The sequence below is a fragment of the Microcystis sp. M53603_WE2 genome (assembly GCF_030065435.1).
In genome coordinates, this window is record NZ_JASJFF010000163.1 from 1 (window position 1) to 5023 (window position 5023).

Genomic DNA, 5023 nt, shown 5'->3' on the forward strand with positions numbered 1-5023 from the left:
CTCGATTTAAATATCTGTCATGGCAAACCTTGCCTTCGAGGATTGCGTTATCCTGTTGAATTTATCCTAGAATTACTTAGTTCTGGCATGAGTATCGAAGATATTTTAGCCGACTACGATGATTTGGAACGGGAGGATATTCTAGCGGCGTTATTGTTTGCCACTCGATTAACTCAGGTAAAAAGCATCTACCAAATTGCACCATGAACTTTTTAGTCGATGCCCAATTGCCAGTTCGTTTAGCCCGTTTTTTGCAAGCTGCTGGTCATGATACAATTCATACTAAAGATTTACCCCAACAAAATGCCACGACAGATACAGAAATTAACGCTCTTTCAATTAAACAAAATCGTATTGTTATTACCAAAGACACAGATTTTCTCGATTCATTTTTGATTAATCAAGAACCTTATAAGCTTCTGCTAGTGACTACGGGTAACATTACGAATGTTGAATTAGAAGCATTATTTCAGAATAATCTACCCCAAATAAAAGCACTTTTTACTCAACATTCCTTAATAGAAATGAGTCGCAACTCAATCATCGTTCATCAATAATTTTACGCGGGGTGCTGTGTATGGTTTCATCAGTTCATCTTATGGCTTCTGGCTGGGATTTAGCAGTTAATAACCGCAATGGTCAACTCGCTCTTGTGGTTGAGGTCAAGTGCAAAACCAACGTATCCCAAGAATGGGCGGCAAAACTCCGACGCAATATTCTGGCACACGGTACTTTTGCCAAGGCTCCCTATTTTTTGCTGGTCTTTCCTGACAGATTTTACTTATGGAGTAATGTTGGGGCTTTTCAGGAGCAGAGTGAACCTAGTTATATGATTGATGCCAGTCCCATTCTTCAGCCTTATTTTCAACGAGCAGGGGTAACGAATGACCAAATTAGTAGGCAAAGTCTTGAACTAATTGTTGCTTCTTGGTTGGGAGAGATTATTCATTCTGAAAAGCCGCCTGAAGCTCTCGATGATTCTCAGCGTTGGTTGATTGATTCAGGGTTGTATGCTGCTTTAGCTGGGGGAAAATTTCAGCGTGAGGCAGCGGCGTGAATATCTATGTTGAAACAAATTTTGTTTTAGAGCTAACCTTCGAGCAAGAGCAGTGTCTAAGCTGTGAGCAGATTCTGCAACTTTGTGAAACAGGACAAGCCAAACTAATTATTCCAGCATATAGTCTAGCTGAACCTCACGAAAAACTGACTCGTCAAGCAAAGAGTCGTCGGGAACTTCAACAGTTACTAGATACTGAGTTACGTCAACTTTCACGCACAGCTTCTTATGCAAGTCGGATCAAGAGTATTCAAGATATTGCTAGTTTAATGGTGCAAAGCAATGAAGAAGAACGACATCGTTTTAATAAATATCGAGAACGCCTCCTCAAGGTAGGAGAAATTGTGGCACTTACTGCTGATATTTTAATCGAAGCAGCATCTTATGAAAAGATATATGATTTAACGCCACAAGATGCTCTTGTCTATGCCTCGGTACTTCATCATTTACGACGTTATCAGCCACAGCAGGCGTGTTTTTTGAATCGAAACTCAAAAGACTTTGATAGTCCTGACATTGTTGAAGAACTGAATCAATTCAACTGTAGGATGATTCCCCGATTTGATCGTGGTTACAGTTTTCTTCAGTCGCAGTTATCGTCCTAGTAGCTGAGATCAAGCTTTTCGGTTGAGTTGAGCGCTTTAATACTTAGGAGAAAACTGCTCGATTCAATAATTTGAGCGAAACCCAACATTCTTTAACGACATCGTAAGAATCATTGATTGTGCCTCATTTCCTCAAGGTTTCCTTCCCATTTAAGCTTACCTTTAAAGGCTTTAATTTTCTCCTGTTGTTTGAGCCGAATCAAAGTCTTAAGACCCAATTCAACAACTTCTTGTTTAGTCTTTAAACCAGTAGCTTTAAGAGCATCAGCCATGAGTTGGTCATCAATGATAATGTTAGTCATCATCCTATCCCTAGTTGTGTATAGTAGATTGTTAATATACACATTATATAGGGTTTGCTGAATAAATGTGAGATGTAAGCAAGGTAGAGATTTTGTGGCTTTTCTCGCAAAACAGGTGCAAGATTGTGAGAGAATCGTCGTTCAAAATCTTGCGTCTTTATCGGCCCGCGTCCTGTAGGGGCGAAGCATTCGGACAATAACCTATCGGTGAAACTGTAGATTTTCTATCCGAATGCTTCGCCCGTACTTTTTGCCGCATACCCTACTTAGGAGAAAACTGCTCGATTCAATAATTTGAGCCAAAACCCAACATTTTTAAAGACATCGGTGCAGTTTCCCGCAAGCGTCGCTCATTTTTGATAGACAAAAGTTATTGCTGTCACCCCAAACACAAGTTTACTGTCTCACCCGCCAAATTTTGATAGTTTTGTCAGCACTCCCACTAGCTAAATAGCGACCATCGGGACTATATGCTACTGAGAAAACTGTCTCAGAATGACCGGTAAGGGTACGCAATTCGTTTCCCGTTGCTACCTCCCAAATTTTGATAGTTTTGTCCTGACTCCCACTAGCTAAATAGCGTCCATCGGGACTATATGCTACTGACCTAACTACCTCAGAATGACGAGTAGGGGTACGCAATTCTCTTACCGTTGCTACCTCCCAAATTTTGATAGCACCGTCACCAATCCCACTAGCTAAATAGCGGCCATCGGGACTATATGCTACTGATAAAACCCCCTCGGAATGACCAGTAAGAGTACGCAATTCTTGTCCCGTTGCTACTTCCCAAATTTTGATAGTTTTGTCACTACTACCACTAGCTAAATAGCGGCCATCGGGACTATATACTACTGACCAAACCCCTTTAGAATGACCAGCAAGAGTACGCAATTCTTTTCCCGTTGCTGTCTCCCAAATTTTGATAGTTTTGTCCGAACTACCACTAGCTAAATAGCGGCCATCGGGACTATATGCCACTGACCAAAACGTCATATAATGACCAGTAAGGGTACGCACTTTTCCCGTTGCCACCTCCCAAATTTTGATAGTTTTGTCAAGACTCCCACTAGCTAAATAGCGGCCATCTGGACTATATGCCACTGACCAAACCGTCATAGAATGACCAGTAAGAGTACGCAATTCTGTTCCCGTTGCTGTCTCCCAAATTTTGATAGTTTTGTCCGAACTACCACTAGCTAAATAGCGGCCATCGGGACTATATGCTAGTGAATAAACCTGGCCAGAATGACCAGTAAGGGTTTTATCTACAGGTGAAACTGGCGGAGAAGGATTAATCTTAGGAATAACTGGCGGTTGTTTTTGAGTTACAACAGGCTGCGGATTTGCTGCTGGTGGAGATGGTCTATTAGGAGTTATAGTAGGTAACTTTAATTGCCGTTCAATCTCATCCAAACGCTGTAAAATAACCCTAGTATTAGCCGGTCTATTCTTTGGCAATCTTCCCATCAACTCATCAATAAAATCCAACAATAACGGGTGAATATTTTCCGTTTCTTCTCGCCAAGCTAAAACATCATTAACCGCATCATAAATTTCTAAGGGATGTTTTCCGGTTAATAAATGTACAAAAGTTCGTCCTAAAGCATGAAAATCTGATTGAATCACTGCTTGGCCATGTTGTTGTTCATTGGGTGTATATCCAGCTGAGGTAATACCTGTCACCTGTTGACCTTTTACCTTTTGATGATAGGTTTGGGTTTCTTCCCTTGCTGTGCCAAAATCAATTAACACCAACTCGCCACTATTCCGCAGCATAATATTAGGGGGTTTAATATCTCGATGCAGCCAATTCTGTTGATGAATTTTATCCAGAATTAAAGTAATTTCTCTCAGCCATTTAAAAGCCCGTTTTTGACTTAATTTATCATACTGCTTTAGCCACTGTTCTAAATTAATCCCCTCCACTTTTTCCATAACTAAACAGTGTAATATTTTCCCTTCTCTCGTGGAATATTGAAAATAGGTATCTGCGCGAGGAACACCGGTGACATTTTGACGACTCAACTCTAATAAAACGTCATATTCCCGTTTAAATAATTCCACTGCCTTCGGTTCATTATTCCATTTTTCTTGTAATACCTTGAGGATTTTGGCTGTAAAACCCTCAAAAGCCTCATAAACAATGCCAAAACCAGTCGTATCACTCAATAACCGACTTACCCTATATTTACCATTTAACAACAACTCAGAGCCGCAACTTTGACAGTAACGAGTATTCGAGTTATTATTGCTCGGATGGTCTGGTTGAGAACAATCGGGATTAATACAGTAACAGGGTTTCATCTCGGCTATCAGTTATTTTATTGAGTGAATAATTGAAAGTTTTCCCTTACCTGTCTTTGAAGGCATTTTATCATAAGTAAGTAGGCGTTAAAAATTATCAGATGCCCCCCTTATTAAGGGGGATCCCCCCGCCTATCGGCACCCCCCTTATCAAGGGGGGCAGGGGGGATCGGCACCCCCCTTATCAAGGGGGGCAGGGGGGATCGGCACCCCGCTTATCAAGAGGGGCAGGGGGGATCGAACCTAAAATCCATTTTTAATTTAATTATAACCAGCTACTTAAGTAAGCTAAAACGGATTTTAACCGCCTATCTTTAGATTAGCTGTCTCGGAGTCTCGACTAGGAAATTAATTTTGCACGACTACTTAACTAACACTCCATTCAGAAAAATTTCGGCAATACCTTCGGCCATTTCTTGTAAAGCTAAGGGGGAAGCATTACTATCTAAAATAGTTTCACTGGAAAAACCGGCAATTGCGAACATTCCTAGAAAAACCTGGGCGACAATTTTCGGATTCATGGGACGATAGACACCACGATCGATCGCTGTTTGAAAAAAAGCCTCGGCCACATCGGTCATTTTAGCAATTACCTCCGATTGAATTCGCTCTTTTAATTCGGGATGAAATTGCGCCTCTATAAAACAAACTCGCAATAAATCGCTATTTTCTCGCATTCTCAACACCCTACGTCGCATCACCTGCGCTACCGCTTTATAACTGCCCATTTCGCTCAATTCCGTCAGCAAGTC

7 protein-coding genes are annotated in these 5023 nt (G+C 41.2%); 4 read left to right on the forward strand and 3 right to left on the reverse strand.

The annotated features are described in order from the left end of the window. From PX481_RS03645 to PX481_RS03660, 4 genes are all read left to right on the forward strand, one after another. Positions 1-207 (forward strand): DUF433 domain-containing protein (locus PX481_RS03645; RefSeq protein ID WP_288093698.1); only part of this gene is annotated, 207 nt, incomplete at its 5' end. Further along, positions 204-557: a DUF5615 family PIN-like protein gene (locus PX481_RS03650; RefSeq protein ID WP_002758608.1), complete on the forward strand. Its 354-nt coding sequence runs from the start codon at positions 204-206 to the stop codon at positions 555-557. The genes PX481_RS03645 and PX481_RS03650, both read left to right, overlap by 4 nt. A gap of 20 nt (positions 558-577) precedes the next feature. Then, positions 578-1057 (forward strand): hypothetical protein, encoded by a 480-nt coding sequence (locus tag PX481_RS03655; protein WP_002758609.1) that lies wholly within the window; start codon positions 578-580, stop codon positions 1055-1057. Continuing rightward, positions 1054-1662 (forward strand): PIN domain-containing protein, encoded by a 609-nt coding sequence (locus tag PX481_RS03660; RefSeq protein ID WP_002752169.1) that lies wholly within the window; start codon positions 1054-1056, stop codon positions 1660-1662. Before PX481_RS03655 ends, PX481_RS03660 begins: the two co-directional genes overlap by 4 nt. Before the next feature lie 110 nt (positions 1663-1772). On the opposite strand, the gene PX481_RS03665 is transcribed toward PX481_RS03660, so the two are convergent. The 3 genes from PX481_RS03665 to PX481_RS03675 form a co-directional block, all read right to left on the reverse strand. Further along, the gene (locus PX481_RS03665) at positions 1773-1967 is read right to left on the reverse strand and encodes a type II toxin-antitoxin system VapB family antitoxin (protein WP_002752171.1); all 195 of its coding nucleotides are present in this window, start codon (positions 1965-1967) and stop codon (positions 1773-1775) included. Positions 1968-2360: 393 nt separating this feature from the next. Beyond that, positions 2361-4271: a serine/threonine-protein kinase gene (locus PX481_RS03670; RefSeq protein ID WP_288093699.1), complete on the reverse strand. Its 1911-nt coding sequence runs from the start codon at positions 4269-4271 to the stop codon at positions 2361-2363. A 362-nt stretch (positions 4272-4633) separates the two neighbouring features. After that, a partial coding sequence (locus tag PX481_RS03675) for a TetR/AcrR family transcriptional regulator C-terminal domain-containing protein (RefSeq protein WP_288093700.1) occupies positions 4634-5023 on the reverse strand: 390 nt, incomplete at its 5' end.

Excerpts from the sequence above, each read along its gene's own strand:
- PX481_RS03655 (WP_002758609.1), top strand. The coding sequence starts at position 578 with ATGGTTTCATCAGTTCATCTTATGGCTTCTGGCTGGGATTTAGCAGTT.
- PX481_RS03670 (WP_288093699.1), bottom strand. The coding sequence starts at position 4,271 with ATGAAACCCTGTTACTGTATTAATCCCGATTGTTCTCAACCAGACCAT.
- PX481_RS03665 (WP_002752171.1), bottom strand. The coding sequence starts at position 1,967 with ATGATGACTAACATTATCATTGATGACCAACTCATGGCTGATGCTCTT.
- PX481_RS03650 (WP_002758608.1), top strand. The coding sequence starts at position 204 with ATGAACTTTTTAGTCGATGCCCAATTGCCAGTTCGTTTAGCCCGTTTT.